The organism is Janthinobacterium sp., from assembly GCF_031995485.1.
Classification (GTDB): Bacteria; Pseudomonadota; Gammaproteobacteria; order Burkholderiales; family Burkholderiaceae_D; genus Janthinobacterium.
Map to the genome: position 1 here is coordinate 120,264 of NZ_DAMAGB010000004.1, position 15,276 is coordinate 135,539.

Below are 15,276 nucleotides of genomic sequence, written 5' to 3' on the forward strand. Positions count from 1 at the left end.
CCATGCGCACCAAACTTCATGTGTATATACTAAAAGAAGATACCTGCATGGCAGAAGGGATTTCAAGAAACAATCCTCAATTCGGACCTGGAGGCGGAGAACAGTTTTTTATAGAAAACAGAGATAAAACAAAATTAATCGACACAGGAAAAATAATTTCTCTTAAAAAAATGAAAAAAATATCTTTTGATACAAAAACCGGTAATATTTTATTGGACAATATCGTAATAGCACCACTTGGGGAAATTGAATTTATTGAAAAGTCAATGAAATATAAAATTGAACTAATAACCACCCAAACAAATACTCACATCCACAATTTCTCAACATTCGGGACTTTAAATGAATTTGAATTTGGAGTAAATTTTATTTTTGAAAATTCTTTTATGAAGAGTATTTGGCTATTTTGGGATGGGGGAAATTCAAAAAAATATGGGTACAACACCACAGAAAACCAATTGATAGCCGATAAAAATAATTTAGCAAAATTACTTGCCAAAATATTCGATAAAGAACCTGATGAAATAAAAAAAACTTTTTCAGCATTTTACTTTCCATGGGGCAATGTATCTGCTTCAGCATCCATTCAATCATCCACAACCGCAATCGGAATATCTTGGAATTTTTAAAATTCATAAATATGAAGCTATAATTTAAAATAAATAAAATCTGAAGAAAATAATGAATTTATAAAATTTTGGGATTTTGGACCAGAAAATTGCATGGATGGGTTTCAACCTAAACCCGAGGGAAAATATACAAAAAGAATCAGGCAATGGTTTAAAAATAAATTTAATATTTCCCTTCCACAAGAGCATTCATGGGGACGAATAGATGCATTTTATGATCCTCATAATTTAACAACATCAATCGTATGTACATACGATTGAATTTTAATTAATCAACCTCATTCTAAGTTGACAAAACCCATAGACTACTGAAATTTTATAAAAATAAATAATTTCACAATTGCAATATTAAAAATAATAAAAATCAGGAAAGCCTCATATGTTAAATTCAATTAATATAGACATACTTTGCCAAAATTTTGACGAAGCAAAAGATTTTTACATAGAAAATCTGGGATTTTTTATTACGATGGATATCATTAATCAGTATGATTCGGGCACTAGCCGTCGCTTGATAATGACGCACAAATCAAATACAAAATTCTCGATAGAATTCATGTCCCCTTCAAGCCTTGAGCAGGCAAAGCGCATAGGTACAAAAGGTGGCACTATTAACCTTTTCACTTTACCAACAAAAAATATTGAATCTATCAAAGAGCGACTGGAGAAGACCGCATTTTTCATTAATTATACAGAGGTACCCTACGCAAGTTTTCTAACCTTGGAAGATCCGATGGGAAATAATATATGTCTTTATGAGGCTTTCTGAAATTCGATAAATCAGAACGCAACATATTAGTAAAATTTAATCCTCATAGAAAAAATCAATTCCAAAGAAAAATTTTTATTTTTACGGATTACTCATTCCATGAGAAAACTACGCCAAGAGCATAATTATTTGAGAGACATGAAAAAAAATAGAAACAGGAAAATACATGCCTCTTGATTCTATTGAGCTTGACTATTTAAGCAATCTTCTTGAAAATTCCTCTTTTGAACCCGATTTTAATAAGAAAATCTGGAGCATCGTTTTTCATAGTCCTGCACACTTATCTGTGTTGAAAATTGCAAGAAATATTGTTCTGCAAAGCGCCTCCAATGAGGATGATGTTTTCAAAAATCATGCAGAAATTGCCTTTTGTTATTATCTGGAAAATCCAGCCAGAATGAGCAGCATAAAATTCTTCACGCTTTAAAAAATTGTAAATCTCCGAGATTGCGCATGATAATCTCTGAATTTCACATCGAAAAGGGCGATATCAAGACTGGTCTGCACCTGATGGCAGAGATATTAAATGATATAGGCACAGATCACGCCTTATATGATTCCATTATGATATGGATGTACCAGAGAGCAACGTCCGACTTAAAAAATGAATCTCTTCAAAAGGCAAAAAATGAACGTGCAAAAGGAAATATTCATTCTGCCAAAAAATTCGAATGGATTTGCAATAACTTTATGTCAGAAATATAAACTACGCCCTGTCACCATTGCTAAGAATATTGGAATGAACGATTGCCAAATTTGACTTGCCGATCACCCTGCACGATACTTGCTGCTATCTACGCCCACTAACCCCCAGAGCAACGCACTGCCAGCACCTATCATCATTGTCAACATACACTGCATGTCTTCGTCCACCGCCCCCTACATCGGCCGCTTCGCCCCCTCTCCCTCCGGTCCCCTGCACATGGGTTCACTGGTAGCCGCCATGGCCAGCTATCTCGATGCCAAGGTGCATCAGGGCACATGGCTGCTGCGTATCGAGGACCTCGACTATGACCGCAATCTGGATGGCGCTGATGCGGCCATCCTGGCGACCTTGCAGCGCTGTGGCATGGCATGGGATGGCGAGGCAACTTGGCAGAGCCGTCGCCTGCCGCTGTATGAGTCCGCACTGAAACGCCTGCGGGATGACAGACTGGTGTATGCCTGCGGCTGTTCGCGCAAGGAGATACAGGATTCGGTGCTGCAGGCGGGCTTGCCGAAGAATGGTGCCGCCGTGTATCCGGGCACCTGCCGCCATGGACTGGCGCCCGGCAAGGCGGCGCGGGCGTTGCGGCTGCGGGTGCCCGAGGCGCCGGCTGTGTATGGCTTCGTCGACCGCTGGCATGGGGCGCAGCAGCAGGATGTGGCTGAGGAGGTGGGCGACTTTATCGTGCTGCGCGGCGACGGGTATTGGGCGTATCAGCTGGCGGTGGTGGTCGATGACGGGGAACAGGGAATTACCGATATCGTGCGCGGGGCGGATCTGCTCGATTCGACGCCGCGCCAGCTGTACCTGCAGGACGTGCTGGGCTTGCCGCATCCGCGCTATCTGCATGTGCCGGTCGTCAATAATGACCTGGGCGAAAAACTGTCGAAACAGACGGGGGCGCTGGCGTTCGATACGGGCACGCCAGCATTGGACTTGCTGGAGTCGGCTTTGCTGCCGGCGGCGCGCTTCCTCGGCTTTGATCTGCGCGCGGACAGCCTCGACGATTTCTGGCGGCAGGCGGTGCCGGCTTGGGCGGAGCTTCTGTCTGATTTAAAATAAAAAAACCCGCTACGGCGCAAACCGTAGCGGGTCCAAAGCAGACGCCAGCCAAGGCCGGCGCCTGAAATCGGCAATTAGAAATTGCCTTTGAACTGGACGCCAAACTGGCGTGGCTCGTTGATAAAGCCGGTCAGGTTGTTGAAGTCGATGGCGCCGGTCACGCGCTTGGTGTTGGTGATGTTGCGGCCGAAAGCTGCCACTTCATACTTGCCGTCCTGGAAGATGTAGCCAGCGCGCAAGCCGCCTTCGACCATCGATTTGCCGGTGAACTCGGTCGACTCGTACAGGAAGAAGTTGATCTTGCTGCGATACGACCAGTCGGTGTAGACGTAGAACTCGCCGGTTTCCGTCGGGATCGAATAGCGGCCGGTGGCGGTGACGGTCCACTTCGGTGCCTGTGGCAGTGCATTGCCGTTGATCACTGCAAAACCTGCGGCGTTTTTCGGATCGGTCACGGTGCAGCTGCGGCAGGTGGCCACCGACAGGCTCGGATCGTCGATTTCCGTGAAGTTGTAGCTGCCGCCCAGCGACATTTTCAGGCTCGGCGTCACGAAACCTTCCAATTCCAGCTCGGCGCCGCGGCCGTTGGTCTTGGCGGCGTTGATCAGGCGCGTGACGTTCGAGTTACCGCCCACCACCGTCAGCTGCTGGTTCTTGACTTCGTAGTCGTAGATGCTGAACGCAACGCGGGCGCGGCGGTCGAACAGGTCGGCTTTCACGCCGGCTTCATACGAAGTAATGGTTTCGGCATCGGCCACGGTGACCGGCACGCTGCTGCTCGCTGGCGCAATACTTGGCGCGCGGAAACCGGTAGCGACACGGCCGTAGAAGCTCAGGTCCTTGGTGTACTTGTAGGTGCCGCTCAGGTCCCAGTTGACCTTCGATTTGCTGACATCGGCGCTGGTCGGATTGACTTGCACCACGCGGTCGGCTGCGACGGTATCGAAGTCTTTCTTGTCTTTCGTGTAGCGCAGGCCGGCGCGCAGCATGAAGGCGTCGTTGACGGCGTAGTTCACGGAACCGAAGGTTGCCCATGCGGTGTTTTTCTGGCGGCTGGCCAGGTGCGAGGCCAGCACATGCGAGCTGGCATTGAAGGTGTCCGAGAAGCCGTTGGCATCTTCATTGAAGTAGTACACGCCTGCCTGCCAGTTCAGCGGACCGGCATTTTTCGATTCGGCGCGGAATTCTTGCGAGTATTGCTTCACGCTGGTGATGCCGCCAGCCGTTTCCACGTCAAACGGCGTGTTGGTGCCGCCGACGCCGCCGTCGATATCGCCGTGCGACAGGTAATTGCCGACGCGCTCGAAACCGGTGATCGAGTACAGCTTGACGCCGTCCAGGTCCCAGCTCAGGCGGGCGCTGGCGCCATTGGTGCGCAGTTCCTGGAAGTTCAGGGCGTTGGTGAACGAGGCGTTCGGGTTGAAGCCGTCGACCAGGTCGTTGGTGCCAGGCTTGATGGCGTTGGCGAAGAACAGGCGCGCGCTGCCGGTGGTGTTGCGCTGATGCACGTTGAACAGGGCGTTGAAGGTGGTGTTCGGCGCGTACAGCACCTGCACGCGTTCGGCGTGTTCGTTGTAGCCGTCCAGCGAGTCTTTCTGGCCGGTAAAGGTGTTGTCGACGTAGTCGTCGCGGTGCTGGCGCAGGGTCGACACGCGCATCGCCCATTCTTTGCTCAGCGGCACGTTGACAGCGCCTTCGGCATTGATGGTGTTGTGGGTAGCGACCGAACCGCTGTAGTAGCCTTCGACCTTGTCCAGGCTCGGCTTGGCCGATTCAAATTTCACGACACCGGCCGGCGTATTGCGGCCGAACAGCGTGCCTTGCGGACCGCGCAGCACTTCGACGTTGGCCACGTCGAAAATCGGGTAGCCCTTGAGGATCGGGTTTTCTTGCACGACATCGTCGTAGATCAGGGAAACTGGCTGCGATGCAAAGATGTTGAAGTCGGTATTGCCGTAGCCGCGGATATAGAAGCGCGGGAAGGTACGGCCGTTCGACGATTCCACGTTCAGGCTCGGCACTTTGCCGGCCAGCATGCGGATATCCTGGCCGCCGGAGACGATGACGTCGAGTTTTTGGGCGGTCAGCATCGATACGGATACTGGCACGTCGCGGATGTTTTCCTTGCGGCGCTGGGCCGTGACGGTCACCGTTTCGAGCTGACTGGCGGCAGGCGTCGTGTCAGCGGCAACTTCGTCAGCGTACGCCGAGCCGATAGGCAAGGCAGCGGAAAGGGCAAGCATGGCGGCGCTTTTGGCGCACAAACGCTTTTGCATCTTGGACATTTTGATCATACAGAGTTTCCCCAGAAGTTAAAAAGTAATGCGAAGAATGTCCTGCGTCTCCGGTATTCTTCTTGCGGCGCTGGATACACCGCACCATTCTGGTGCGGCAGCGCGAGCGGATGTCCCCCCGCTCTTGGCGTTGCTGGCTCTGTCCCTGCTGCCCTTTTGCCGGCAGCGGTCGTGGCCGCATCGTCTCGATGTCTCGCAGACGCCAACTTCAAAACAAGGCGCCAATTTAATTCAAGCGCGTCTTGCGCCGCAAGATTATTGTTGCTACGCACAATCAATCGCACCAAGAACCGTCCCGATAGTGGTTATTCAGCCACAAAGCCCTCTCGTTAAGGTATTTTTACGTGGGTTTCCTGCTTTCCAAAATGACTACACGAAAATTTCCATATCGCTGCAAGCGTAAATGCCGGTAGCCACGTTTGCCTGTAATATCTCCATACCAGAGCCGCCGCAATGCCCCATACCGGTGCAGCTGCGGTCCGCCGCACCATAGCCCACAGTGTCCATGTCCGAACCCCGCCCCCCCCAGCCTGCCATTGATCGCACCCTCCCTCGCACGGCGGTATCGCTGTTCGACCTTACTCCCGACCTGGTCTTCCGCATCGCCGATGACGGCGTCCTCACCGATCTGAATGCCAGCGCGCAGCGCGTGCTGCAGTGCACGCGCTGGGACCAGCTCTGGCGGTCTGAAGACCGGCTTGCGGCGCAGGCGGCACTCGACACGGCGCGCCGTGACGGCCAGGCGCAATGCGAAGCAAGCCTGTCCGGCGACGCGGGCGGCAACGGCTGGCAGGTACTGCTGCACCGTTTGCCCGGCACGCAAGCGGTACTGGCCATCTGCCGCGATATCAGCGACCGCCTGGCCGCAGCGCGCCAGCTGGCGGAGAACACGCTGCGTGCACGCACCTTGCTGGGCGCCCATTGCGACATCGCCTGGAGCACGCGCACCGCCGGCATGTTCGACGCGGACCAGCCGTCCTGGCGCGCCTACACGGGCCAGAGCACGGCTGAACTGATGGGCAAGGGCTGGCTCAATGCCGTCCATCCCGACGACCGCGCGATTGCCGGCGCGGTCCCCTTGCATCCCGCTGAAATCAAGGCCGTGCAATACCGGCTGCGCCATGCCGATGGCGGCTACCGCAACGTCATCGCGCGCACGCTGCCCGTGCACGGGGCCGATGGCGCCATCAGCGCCTGGGTAGGTTCGCATACCGACGTGACCACCACGCGGCAGGCGGAACAGCGGCTGCGGCTGGCCATGCAGGGCGGGCGCATGGGCACCTGGGATATCGACCTGGGCAGCGGCAGCATGGAATGTTCGGACGCCTTCAAGGGCAATTTCGGCTTTGCCCTGGACGCCCGCATCGACTACCAGCAACTGGGCGCGGCCATGCTCGAACCGGACCGCGAACGCTGGCACGACATGGTGCTGCAGGCGATCGCCAGCGCGGGCGATTTTGAAGCGGATCTGCGCGTGCGCTGGCCGGACGGCACGCTGCACTGGACGCACATGCGCGGCACCTGCAACCGCGATGCCGCCGGCAACGTGATCGGCCTGTCCGGCATCTCTCTCGATGTCACCGCCAGCAAGCACAACGAGGAAACCCTGCGCATGACGCTGGACGCCGGCGACGTGGCCACCTGGAACTGGGACATCGTGACCGACCAGGTCACGGCCGACAGCAGTATGGCGCGCCTGTTCCCCGTCAAGGGCGGCGCATCCGCACCGGCGCCGCTGGCGCTGTATCTGGAAGTGATCCATCCCGACGACCGCGCCAGGGTGCGCCGGCAGATCGACCAGGCGCTGCAGTCGCATGCGCCATTCGAATCGCGCTACCGCGTGCGCGCCATCAATGGCGACTACCGCTCGGTGCTGGCGCGCGGCCGCGTGGAATATGGCGCCGACGGCACACCGCTGCGCTTGCCCGGCGTGATTCTCGACATCACGCGCCAGACCCAGGTTGAAAGTGCGCTGCAGACCAGCGAAGAGCGCTACAGCTCGCTGATCGAACTGATGGACCAGGCTTTTTGCGTGATCGACATGCTGTATGACGACCAGGGCAATCCGGTCGACTTCCGCTACCTGGAAGCGAACCCCGCGTTCGTGAAACAGTCAGGCCTGGAAAATGCCATCGGCAAGACCATCCGCAGCTTCGTGCCCGAGCATGACCAGCACTGGTTCGACGTCTACGACCAGGTGGTGAAAACCGGCCAGCCGATGCGCTATGTAGACGAAGCGCATGCGATGGAGCGCTGGTTCGAAATTTTTGCCGCGCGCCTGGGCGGCCCTGGCAGCACCAAGCTGGCCGTGCTGTTTACCGATATCAGCGAACGCAAGCGCGCCGAGAAAAAGCTGCGCCAGTTGGCCGACGATCTGTCGGAAATGGACCGGCGCAAGACGGAATTCCTGGCCACGCTGGCGCACGAACTGCGCAATCCGCTGGCGCCGATCCGCAACGGCCTGCAGATCATGCACCTGGCCGCCGACAAGCCGGCCACGGTGGCGCGCGTGCGCGACGTGATGGAACGGCAGGTCAACCAGATGGTGCATCTGGTCAACGACTTGCTCGACGTGGCGCGCATCACGCGCGGCCAGATCGAACTGAAACTCGAACGCGCGGACCTGAAAACCATAATTGCCAGCGCGGTCGAAACCAGCATGCCGCTGATCGAAGCGAGCCAGCACCAGTTGCAAGTGACCGTCACGGAGCAGGCGCTGCCGCTGGACGCCGATCCCACGCGCCTGGCGCAAGTGCTGGGCAACCTGCTCAACAACGCCGCCAAATACACTCCGGCAAAAGGCCGGATCGTGCTCGATGCGCGCCGCGATGGCGACCAGGCGGTGATCGAGGTGCGCGACAGCGGGGTCGGCATCCCCGCCGAATCGCTGCCGACCGTGTTTGAAATGTTTACCCAGGTCGGCCAGAACATGGGACGCGCGCAGGGCGGACTGGGCATCGGCCTGTCGCTGGTGCGGCGCCTGGCCGAACTGCACGGCGGCAGCGTCGCGGTGGCCAGTCCCGGCGCCGGCCTGGGCAGCACGTTTACCGTACGGCTGCCGCTGGCCAGCGACTTGCCGCAAGTGCCCGCCCCTGACACCACGCAACCAGGCATCGCTCCAGGCGGCTCGTTCCGCGTGCTGGTAGTCGATGACAATATCGACGCCGCGGACACCCTGGCCGCCCTGCTCGACATGATGGGCCATGCCACGCAGGTGGTGCACGACGGCGCGCAGGCGCTGGCGGCGGCGCCACAGTTCTTGCCCGACGTGGTGTTTCTCGATATCGGCCTGCCCGGCATGAACGGCTACGAGGTGGCGCGCGCGCTGCGCCAGACGCCATCAGGGGCGCACGCCGTGCTGATCGCCCTGACGGGCTGGGGCGCGGAGAACGACCGCAGCCAGTCGAGCGCGGCCGGCTTCGACCATCACCTGACCAAACCGGCCAACCTGCAAGCCATCGGCGAGCTGCTGGCCACCCTGTCCACTCACCACCAGAAAAACGACCATGCCTGAAGCCCTGAACCTGACCCGCCGCCACCTGGTGATCCTGGCCGGCGCCGCCCTGCTGTGCCCGTCGGTACTGCTGCATGCGGCACCAGGCACCACCACGGATGCGCAAGCGCAACTGGCGGCGCTGGAGCAGGCCGCCGGCGGCCGTCTGGGCGTGTCCGCGCTGCATGCGGGCAGCGGCGCGCGCGTTGCGTATCGCGCCGACGAACGTTTTCCGATGTGCAGCACTTTCAAGTCCATGCTGGCGGCCGCCGTGCTGGCGCGCAGCACCAGCGACGCGCACCTGCTCGACAAGCGCGTGCGCTATGAAGCGAAGGAACTGGTGACCTATTCGCCGATTACCGAAAAACATGTGAGTGAAGGCATGAGCGTGGCCGAGCTGTGCGCCGCCACCTTGCAGTACAGCGACAACAGCGCCGCCAACTTCCTGATGAAGATTTTGGGCGGCCCGCAGGCTGTGACCGCCTATGCGCGCAGCATCGGCAACGAGGTGTTCCAGCTGGAACGCTGGGAGACCGAACTGAACAGCGCGATTCCCGGCGAAATACGCGACACCACCAGCCCGGCCGCAACCGTCCACAGCCTGCAGCATCTGCTGCTGGGCACCAGCCTGCCCGCACAGCAGCGCCAGCAACTGGACACCTGGATGCGCGGCAACACCACTGGCGACCAGCGCATCCGCGCCGGCGTACCGGCCGGCTGGAGCGTGGCCGACAAGACCGGTTCGGGCGCCCACGGCAGCGTCAACGATATCGGCGTCGCTTGGCCGCCGGCGGGTTCCGGTTCGCCGCTGGTGATTGCCGTCTACTACACGCGCGAAGTCAAGGGCGCGCCAACGAATCAGGACATCATTACAGCGGCCACGCGCATTGTGGTGGCCGCCCTGGCCTGATCAGTTTTGCGGCAGCGCCGCCATGAAACCGGCATAGGTCGACCAGGCCGGATCGGCCGCGCTGCGGATTTCAATCGGAAACTTCGGACGCGGCGCCAGCGCCGTGTTGAGGCGGTTGAAAAACTCTTCGCCCGACTGCGTGTAGTAAATCCATTCGCGCAGGTTTTCGCCGGTGGACACCAGCGCCAGGGTAGCGAAACCTTCTTCCTCGACCACGGGCGCCAGCGCCGCCTCCAGCTCTTCCATGTGCTCGCGCTCGTTCGGCGACGGCATGCCCGTCTCGTCTTCATAGCGCCAGGCAATGATGATGCGGTCCGGCTGCGACGACAGGTCCCAGTCATCGTGGAACGCATCGACATAGCGGTAGATGATGGCCATCTCGTCGCTATGGGTAACGACGGTGCCCCAGCTGCGGGCGGAAGTGGAATTCTGGTTCATGGTTGCGGCAGTCAAAAAGAAATAACAAGGGTGCGCAGTTTACAGCACCGGCGGGCAAGTCACCGTCCAGGCATCATATTGCTTGCCGCTCTTGCGCAGCCAGATGCGCGCATAGCTGTTGCGGTCGCTCCGGAACACCAGCGCATACTGCTCCTCGGCTTTCGGCCGCGACGCGCCCACGTCGACACCGGCCAGCGTAAAGTTCAGGGCCCGCAGCGGCGCGCATTCCGTATTGCCCGCCATCAGCAGCCTTGCCCGCGCCAGCAGCGGCTTCTGGTACAGCAACACCCCTTCCAGCTCCGCATCGGGCACGCGCTGCAGCAGCCGCACCGGCTCGGCCACAGGCCGGCAGGCGCCACGGTCGAGCCAGGCGTAATACTCGACGCCACGCTCCTCCCACCTGGCCTGCCTGCCCGCCCCGTTCAGCATATAGCTGGTGCGGTGCGTGCGGCACAATGCCCCCTGCCCCCGGTGCGGCGCCGCTTCCGCTGCGGCGCTGACCGTCCAGCCACGGCTGCCCGCCTCGCGCCGCACTTCGAACAGCGTACGGACCGGCTTGTCGCCAGGATGGGCCTGCGAATAAAACTGGTCGAACGACTTTTGTTCTTCGGCTGTCGGTGCGCGAGTCTGCGCCGCCGCACGCTCCGCTGCGCTGGCGGACAGGCAACCGGTCAATAAGGCGAGCAGCGCCAGCGGGCGCAGGGGAGTAACTTGCATGCAATTCCTTGAGGAGATGATCAAGGAATTATAGAGGAGCAAGCTGGCGTCATGTAGAACGGTAAGTGGCGCCGCCAGCCACCAGGGTCGCGCCGCAACTGGTGCGGTCGCCCTCGAACGCCACTGCCACGCCATTGACCGCATGGCGCGGCGAGCCGCTGGAAATGGTGCAGCCATTATGTCCCTTGACCGGGCAACTGCACAGGTCGCCAACACAGGCGACGGCAATGCCGCCGACGGTAACATGCGTGGCAGAGCAGGAGATTACTTTGCCGCCATGCGAGGTGGCATCACCGAGACGGATGACTTTGCGCATGACTGCCCCCTATTTCGTCGCCTGGCTGCCCAGCAAGGACTCCACCGACGGCGCTGCATAATTGGCCGGATCGACGGCGGGCGTGACGCGGCTGCGGAAGATCTCGCGCGGCTCCTGCTCCTCGCGCACGGCATCGGACGGCGGCGTAATGAAGATGATGCTTGCCTCATCGCGGTCGCGCAGGTTGATGGCCGCGCTGGCGCCGCCATCGCGATAGCTGCCCATCACGCCGATCGCCATCTGCACGAAGAAGGTCGCCGACCCCGTATTGCCCAGCCGGTGATCGGTATTGATGAACTGCGCCGTCTTGCCGCTGTCGATCTCGGGCCCGCCGTGCGCCGCATAGTCATGCAGCATGCCTTCGAGCATCAGCTGCTGCGCCGGTTGCTTGCCGGTGGCGGCAATGATGCGTGCCGCTCCTTTAGTGCGTTCCGCTTCGGGCAAGGTCTGCAGCGCATCCTGCCAGCCCGCATTGAAGATCTTCTGCCGTTCATCGCGGCGCGTTACCGGCTTGCCGTTCTCGTCCTTGAATTTGACAAATATGGGCCGGTGCACGAAGCCGAACGACGGCAGCCGATCAAAGGTTGCCATCTGTTCGCGGTTCCAGGGAATCGGAAACCACGGCGTCGGTTTCCAGGTCTGCGGTGGATGGTGGATCCAGGGATTGATGGCATTGAACTGATACACCCCCACGCCACGGACATCGGGACGCTGGGCGAATTTGGCGGTGGCGGCGAGCCATTCGGGGACGGTGGGTTGGCGAGGCATCATGCTGCTGGACCATATTGCCTGGACCGGCCTGGCAAGCGATCTTTTCAAATCGTGATACATGGCCCGCAGCTGTTCATTCACAAATTTATTCTCGGGATCGTCCCATACATAGGGCAGCATGGATGCGACTCTCTCCCTGCGCGCAAGGATGAACACTGCGGTAGCGTCGGGCATGTCCGGGATGTAATAGCCATCAGTCAGCTTCATCGGATCACCGGGCTTGCGATTCCCATCGCGAGTACCGACACTGTCTTCGGAGTGCACCGCTACATAAGGGACATCAGGATGCGCATCGAAAAAAGCGAATACTTCGTTTAATAGATCATCGGGATGCTCGTCGAGCTTCGAGGATGCGATTGCAAAGAGGTGCATGGGCATGCCGCCTGTTGCAGCACCGGATACCAGTCCTGCTATCGGCTCTGTCGGAGTCGGCAGCTGAGCAGGATCACGTATGGGCGAGCCGGCATAAAACGATGGCATTCCCCAGCAGATGGGGGTGAAATTGATGCCGTTTTCCAGCGCGTCATAGGCTCTGCTACCGCCTGTCCCATCCTTGTCAGACCCCGACCAGGGATATTTCTTGGGGTCCTGCTCGCGTACGGTGGTGAAGGGACTTCCTTGTTGCAAAGCATCCCACAGTTTGCCTTGCCGATACTTGTCCAGCGTAACACCCAGCCCTATCACTTCCAATACATATTCCCGTCGCTCCTGCTCGCCGGAACTGGCATTTACTTCTGCGGACAATTTCCCTGCTATCTGACTCCGGGTATCCCTCTTTGCGGCAGCCCCTATCCACAACACTCCGACAATCAACACGACTACTACCGATAAAAACCAAAAAAGACGCAGCATCATGATCATCACCTTTTTGAGCAATATTTCATCGATCAACATATTTATTTTTTCGTCGGCCTCTCAGTCACCACCTTCATGTTTTTTGTTTGAGAAATGACGATCTTCCACAATCCACCTGACAGCAATGGCAGTCCTGCCGGTAATACACCACTGTTGTAATAGTCGATATTTCCGTCAATAATTGTTTTACGCCATGCTGGTTCAACAGCCAGAAACACGGCATGCAAAGTACGAAATTTATCTGCCAACAATATTCCGTCTCTCCGCTTATCAGCGGGGCCAGGCTTTTTCACCCGCCAATCCGCCACCGCACACAAATACGCATAAAACTTCGGATCCGAACTGGCCTTGCCACTACCGATGGCCACGTCATATGCCGTCACCTGGCGATGGTTTTTCGCGCTGCCGATAATCGAGCTATGGAAGGATTTGGGACTGACTTCACGCTGCCAGCGCAGGCGTGCTTCATTCGGGGTTTCCTGTATGTCGGCCACGACATTGCTATCGGGATAGCGTTTCGCGGAAATGACTGTATGCCTGTCTGATTCGGGCCTCTTGTCCAGCCCTTTTTCCTTGTTATAGCTTGCTGTCATCAGTGCAAGTTCTTGATCACCAAGAGATTCTGCTCGATCAGGAAACTTCTGATAGCCCCCCGGATCAGGACGATATTCCTTGTGCACCAGCATGCCGCTCGCGCTCGTGACTGCGATCGTCGCTTCGCAGGGATCGACTTCCTCGGCCGGCCCCTGATCCTTGGGTGAGCGATTCCTCATCATGGATGTGGCCGGAATGTTGGCCGGATCGATTTGCGAGGTGCCGCGCAGATCGGCCGGCACGGGCTTGTGCAAGGCTTCACCCGTGATGGTGCGAATGCCGTTGCGCTGTTCTGTCTTGCTGAGCTTGGTATCGATGGGCCATGCGACCTTTTTGTGCTGTGCGCGATTGCTGCGCTGCGAGACTTCCACATGCGATTGTTCCGACTCCGTCGGCAGCCGCAAAGGAAAATCGAAGGGCGGCGGTTTTCCCACCAGCGATATACCCACTTTTCCTGTCGCAGGGTCAAGCCGTTCCTTGTTGCTGAAGACACGCTGATAAAAACGCTGGCCCAATTCCTCCAGTGGTTTGCTCACATAGTCACGCACAAATGGAATGCTGAGAACACCTTTCTGGCCATTCTCCAGACAGGCTCTTTCTTCTATCGCTATCTCGCTACCGGCAGCAATATCGGCCACTCCATCCCAACCAATTCCCTGGATATTATCGAGCGCCACCGTCATATCTTCGGGGCAAAAATACAGATATACCTTGCCACGGTTGTCGCGGTCGGTTTCCGCTTTCCAGCCGCTGCCGACCATGCCGCGGTGCTTGTCATCCTTCAACCCGTCAAACGATGGATTAGCCGACTTGCCGGTTCCCTTGGCCACTCCGGCCACGATATTGACCAATGTTTTCAACCGCGCCGACAGCGTCTGCATGCCGTCAAGCAGGTGATAATACGGTCGCATGGCTGCATCCTCCCCGCCATCGAGCGTGCTGATCTTCTTCATTGCATAGGGAATGTTGTCCAGCAAACTGTAAGGCGGATGCATCAGAATCAGCGTATCGGCCGGCGCCAGTCCCTTTTCCATCAGCATCGCCTGCGCCAGCAGCGACAGCAGGCAGCCCTGGCTGTGCGCCACGATGCTCACGGTCTCTTCCGCATCGTAATCGCGGATCATGGCAATCAGCGCGGCCAAGCGCTGCGCCGCCAGCACCATATACATGCGTCCAGGGGCAGTGCGCAACGGACGCAGGGCGTCATTCACGGGGTCGATCGGCGCGGAAATGCCCCGGCGCCACATGTCAGGCAGGCTGCTGGTGGCGTTGCCGAAAGGGCCGCCCTCTTTTGACAGATCCTTGTCCAGCCGGTTGCCATAACGGTCGACATACTGGCCATTTTTGATGCCGCTCTTGTCCTCGACTTCGCGGTAGCCCCAGTAAAAAGGAATCACGGGGCTATTGGTCTCCTCGTTGAAGCTGCGCTTGAAAAATACCGCGTCCGGGTCTTCTTCCAGCTTGTCCTTGTCCGCCGCCACCGGCATGCGGTACGACGCCGGCGCAAAACCACGTCCCAGCCGCTCCTTCAACCCCTCGCACAGGCCATGTTCCACCGCCTGGTAGCTGACGCCCAGGTCGTTGACGCCGTGAATCACGATGATATTGCCGGGCAGATTGCGGCGGATTGCCACCTTCTTGCAGATCTTGCGCTCGCATTGCAGCAAGGTCACGTCCTTGCCCACCACATACGGTACTTTCGGATAGATGCTCATCGCCGCC

Annotated in this window: 13 protein-coding genes; 7 read left to right on the forward strand and 6 right to left on the reverse strand. The window is 57.5% G+C overall.

Annotated elements, in window-relative coordinates:
• Window positions 1–2 precede the first annotated feature (2 nt).
• From RTQ46_RS04715 to gluQRS, 5 genes are all read left to right on the forward strand, one after another.
• Window positions 3–629, forward strand: coding sequence for a hypothetical protein (locus tag RTQ46_RS04715; RefSeq protein ID WP_312434918.1), 627 nt, complete (start codon window positions 3–5; stop codon window positions 627–629).
• A 379-nt stretch (window positions 630–1,008) separates the two neighbouring features.
• Entirely contained in the window at window positions 1,009–1,398 is a 390-nt protein-coding gene (locus RTQ46_RS04720) for a VOC family protein (RefSeq protein ID WP_312434920.1), read from the forward strand.
• Window positions 1,399–1,564: 166 nt separating this feature from the next.
• Window positions 1,565–1,825 carry a hypothetical protein gene (locus tag RTQ46_RS04725; protein WP_312434922.1) on the forward strand — a complete coding sequence of 87 codons (261 nt, stop codon included), beginning with the start codon at window positions 1,565–1,567 and terminating at the stop codon, window positions 1,823–1,825.
• A gap of 26 nt (window positions 1,826–1,851) precedes the next feature.
• Window positions 1,852–2,103 (forward strand): hypothetical protein, encoded by a 252-nt coding sequence (locus RTQ46_RS04730; protein ID WP_312434923.1) that lies wholly within the window; start codon window positions 1,852–1,854, stop codon window positions 2,101–2,103.
• A gap of 154 nt (window positions 2,104–2,257) precedes the next feature.
• Window positions 2,258–3,166: a tRNA glutamyl-Q(34) synthetase GluQRS gene (gene gluQRS / locus RTQ46_RS04735; protein ID WP_312434924.1), complete on the forward strand. Its 909-nt coding sequence runs from the start codon at window positions 2,258–2,260 to the stop codon at window positions 3,164–3,166.
• Window positions 3,167–3,240: 74 nt separating this feature from the next.
• Here the strand turns inward: gluQRS and RTQ46_RS04740 are convergent, their stop codons facing one another.
• Window positions 3,241–5,460, reverse strand: coding sequence for a TonB-dependent receptor (locus tag RTQ46_RS04740; RefSeq protein WP_312434925.1), 2,220 nt, complete (start codon window positions 5,458–5,460; stop codon window positions 3,241–3,243).
• A 505-nt stretch (window positions 5,461–5,965) separates the two neighbouring features.
• Between RTQ46_RS04740 and RTQ46_RS04745 the strand changes: the two genes are divergently transcribed.
• Both RTQ46_RS04745 and bla read left to right on the forward strand, forming a co-directional pair.
• A complete protein-coding gene (locus RTQ46_RS04745) occupies window positions 5,966–8,974 on the forward strand; it encodes a PAS domain-containing protein (RefSeq protein ID WP_312434926.1) in 3,009 nt (1,002 codons plus the stop codon).
• Complete coding sequence (gene bla / locus RTQ46_RS04750) at window positions 8,967–9,863, forward strand: class A beta-lactamase (protein ID WP_312434927.1); 897 nt, start codon at window positions 8,967–8,969, stop codon at window positions 9,861–9,863. Before RTQ46_RS04745 ends, bla begins: the two co-directional genes overlap by 8 nt.
• Here bla and RTQ46_RS04755 read toward each other — a convergent pair whose 3' ends face one another.
• From RTQ46_RS04755 to RTQ46_RS04775, 5 genes are read right to left on the reverse strand one after another with little or no spacing between them, the layout of a single operon-like run.
• The gene (locus RTQ46_RS04755; RefSeq protein WP_312434929.1) at window positions 9,864–10,301 is read right to left on the reverse strand and encodes a DUF695 domain-containing protein; all 438 of its coding nucleotides are present in this window, start codon (window positions 10,299–10,301) and stop codon (window positions 9,864–9,866) included.
• Window positions 10,302–10,340: 39 nt separating this feature from the next.
• Window positions 10,341–11,018 carry a hypothetical protein gene (locus RTQ46_RS04760; RefSeq protein WP_312434930.1) on the reverse strand — a complete coding sequence of 226 codons (678 nt, stop codon included), beginning with the start codon at window positions 11,016–11,018 and terminating at the stop codon, window positions 10,341–10,343.
• Window positions 11,019–11,067: 49 nt separating this feature from the next.
• Window positions 11,068–11,334, reverse strand: coding sequence for a PAAR domain-containing protein (locus RTQ46_RS04765; RefSeq protein WP_312434931.1), 267 nt, complete (start codon window positions 11,332–11,334; stop codon window positions 11,068–11,070).
• 9 nt (window positions 11,335–11,343) lie between these two features.
• Window positions 11,344–12,999: a DUF2875 family protein gene (locus RTQ46_RS04770; protein WP_312434932.1), complete on the reverse strand. Its 1,656-nt coding sequence runs from the start codon at window positions 12,997–12,999 to the stop codon at window positions 11,344–11,346.
• Window positions 13,000–13,001: 2 nt separating this feature from the next.
• Window positions 13,002–15,269: a DUF3274 domain-containing protein gene (locus tag RTQ46_RS04775; protein WP_312434933.1), complete on the reverse strand. Its 2,268-nt coding sequence runs from the start codon at window positions 15,267–15,269 to the stop codon at window positions 13,002–13,004.
• Window positions 15,270–15,276: the final 7 nt, after the last annotated feature.